We start from the raw sequence: 2774 nt of genomic DNA on the forward strand, positions 1-2774 counted from the left end.
GCCCGCTGGTGCGGGGCCCACGGGGAGGACGCCGAGAACAACCGGCTGCTGTTAGCCCAGCTCTCCGACGTCCCCAATGACCGACGTGCCGCCCGCTTCGTCTCTTCTTGCGTGCTCGCTCTTCCCGCCGAGATTGCGGACGCCGCCGGCCTGGCGCCCGAGGTGGCAGTCACCGGCGAGTGGGAGGGTCGAATTCTGCGGGCTGAGCAGGGCACCAACGGCTTCGGCTATGACCCGCTCTTCGAACCCGCGGAAGCGCCGGGGCAGTCCTCGGCTGAGCTCACCCCGGAGCGTAAGGACGAGCTCTCCCACCGTGGCAAGGCGCTGCAGCAGCTGGTCCCGGCGCTGCGTGCGCTGGCTCAGTCCGCGCAGTAGACCCAGCTAGGTCCCGCGTGGCCGAAAACGCCACCGGGGCACCCAGCGCGCAATAAGGTCGAACGCAAGAAAGGAAGTGCACCGTGACCACTCCACCCACCCCGAGCACGATCGTCGCCAACGCCGCGGCAGATCTGAGTTGGCAGGAAGACCTGTATAAACACCTCCACGCCCACCCAGAGCTCTCGGGGGCGGAGGAGCAGACGGCCCAGCGTATCGAGGAGGAGCTGCAGCGCTTCCCCGACTGGGCGGTCACGACCGGCATCGGCGGCTACGGCATCACCGCAGTGCTGCGCAACGGGGACGGGCCGACGGTGCTGATGCGCGCGGACTTCGACGGCCTGCCCGTCGCCGAAGCCACCGAGGTGGACTACGCCTCGAAGCATTCCCAGCTCAACGCGGAGGGTCAGCGGGTGCCGACGATGCACGCCTGTGGCCACGACCACCACACCAGCTCGCTGCTGGGCGCGATGGCAATCCTGGATGCGACGCGGGACGACTGGTCCGGCACCGTCATCGCGCTCTTCCAGCCTGCGGAGGAGGCCGCGGTGGGCGCGCACCGCATGGTCTCCGATGGGCTGGACCAGATCATTCCGCGCCCGGATGTGTGCCTGGCTCAGCACGTCGTCGCGGGGCCTGCGGGTGAGATCTACACCGCGCCGGGCCCGGTGATGACCTCTTCGACGACCATCGAGATCACCCTGTACGGGCGCGGCGCGCACGCCTCGATGCCGCACCGTTCGGTCGACCCGGTGGTGCTGGCCGCATCCACCGTGATGCGCCTGCAGACGATCGTGTCCCGGGAGGTCCCGCCGGGCCAGTTCGCCGTGGTCACGGTTGCGTCCGTGGAGGCGGGTAAGGCCAATAATGTGATTCCGGATTCGGCGAAGATCTCCCTGAGCTGCCGTTTCTACGACGAGGACCTGCGCAAGCGGGTGGTTGCCGCGATCAAGCGGATCGTGCGCGCCGAGGCCCAGGCAGCGGGTGCCGACCGCGAACCGAGCTTCAAGTTCGTCGGCATGCTGGGCGCGACCGACAACGCAGCCGAAGCCTTCGAGACGGTGCGCCCGGCCTTCGACGAGCGCTTCAGCGAGAACAGCCTGGACATGGAGCCGTGGACGGCCTCCGAGGACTTCTCCGTGATCCCGAAGCACTTCGGGGTGCCTTATCTGCTGTGGACCGTGGGCATTACGCCGCGTCGTCAGTGGCAGCGCGCCGAGCAGGCAGGCCGGTTGGATATCGACATTCCGACGAACCACAACCCGGGCTTCCTTCCTGACCTGGGCACGCTGCCGGTGGCCACGGAGGCCGCAGCGGTCGCGATTCTGGCCTGCCTGCAGCGCAGCTGGCCGGATACCTCCAGCCCGGAGGAACTGCGGCAGCAGCCGACGGAAAAAGAAATCGCCGCGGCGCAGATCGAGACTGCGCCGGGCGATTAATAAGGCCCGGAGGGGGGAGCGGGGTGGTGCCGGGGCGGTCCGACGGCACCACCCCGCCACCGGTTAGTTCAGCGCGAAAGCTTCCTTTACCTCGACGCGACGCTTGTGCTCAACGAAGAAGCTCAGCAGCGGAACCACACCGGCGAGGATGGTGGTCAGCCACTTGCTGGGCTCCCAGCGTGCCTTGGTGCCCAGATCCAGGCAGGTGATGCAGTAGAGCATGAAGAAGATGCCGTGGGCCGGGCCGATATAGGAGAACCAGGCCGGGGTGTTATCGCTGCCCAGGATCAGGTACTTGAAGATCATCTCAACGACCAAAACGAGCAGCCAGATACCGGTGGCAATCGCCATGACCGAGTACCACTTCAGGGCCTTTGCGACCCGCTGCTGGCGTGCCGGGTGGATTTGGGCGCCCGCTGGCTGGGGCGAGGCTGGCTGCGTCATCTCTAGTTCTCCCTCTACGGTTTGGGTGGATTATCGGGAATCGGGCGTGCGGGTGTTAACCCTCGTTGGCCTGGCGCTTCCTTCGTTCTTCCTGGGCCGGTAGCGGTGCCGAGCGGGCATCCCGCCTGCGGTGATCTTCGAAGACCTCCGCGGCCTCGGATTTTTGCGTCGCGGTGGGTGCTAGGAAGTCCTCCGGGACCTCGGTGAGCTGGTCTTCCGCGTATTTTTCGACGGCGGCCTCGTCGTCGCCGAGCAGGCGCTCTCGCTCGTATTCGATGTACTTGCGGTAGGTGACGACGAGGAAGACGCCGAAGATTGGCCACTGGAGCGCATAGCCCAGGTTCTGGAAGGAGCCGCTGGTGGATTGCCAGCGTTCGTATTGCCACCACGCGAGCAGCAGCGTGGCGATCACGCCGAGTGCGAGAAAGAAGATCTGCACAATGCGTACGCGCAGGGGAAAGGGCTCTTTCGGGGCCTGGTGTTCGCGCGATTCCTTCACAGCTCCCGAGTCTACCC

The 2774-nt window shown here is 66.4% G+C and carries 4 protein-coding genes; 2 read left to right on the forward strand and 2 right to left on the reverse strand.

The annotated features are described in order from the left end of the window. Both Q1V78_RS04660 and Q1V78_RS04665 read left to right on the forward strand, forming a co-directional pair. Positions 1-375, forward strand: a 375-nt coding sequence (locus Q1V78_RS04660; RefSeq protein WP_300612160.1) for a non-canonical purine NTP pyrophosphatase, incomplete at its 5' end; no start/stop codon positions are given. Positions 376-458: 83 nt separating this feature from the next. Continuing rightward, entirely contained in the window at positions 459-1814 is a 1356-nt protein-coding gene (locus tag Q1V78_RS04665) for an amidohydrolase (protein ID WP_300612162.1), read from the forward strand. Positions 1815-1877: 63 nt separating this feature from the next. Here the strand turns inward: Q1V78_RS04665 and Q1V78_RS04670 are convergent, their stop codons facing one another. Then, on the reverse strand, positions 1878-2258 hold the full coding sequence (locus Q1V78_RS04670) for a DUF3817 domain-containing protein (protein ID WP_300612165.1): 381 nt from the start codon (positions 2256-2258) through the stop codon (positions 1878-1880). Positions 2259-2313: 55 nt separating this feature from the next. Next, positions 2314-2757: a hypothetical protein gene (locus Q1V78_RS04675; RefSeq protein ID WP_300612167.1), complete on the reverse strand. Its 444-nt coding sequence runs from the start codon at positions 2755-2757 to the stop codon at positions 2314-2316. Between the last annotated feature and the right edge of the window lie 17 nt (positions 2758-2774).

This window comes from Corynebacterium sp. (assembly GCF_030152825.1).
Classification (GTDB): domain Bacteria; phylum Actinomycetota; class Actinomycetes; order Mycobacteriales; family Mycobacteriaceae; genus Corynebacterium.

Coding starts and splice junctions, on each gene's coding strand:
- Q1V78_RS04670 (WP_300612165.1), bottom strand. CDS start 2,258: ATGACGCAGCCAGCCTCGCCCCAGCCAGCGGGCGCCCAAATCCACCCG.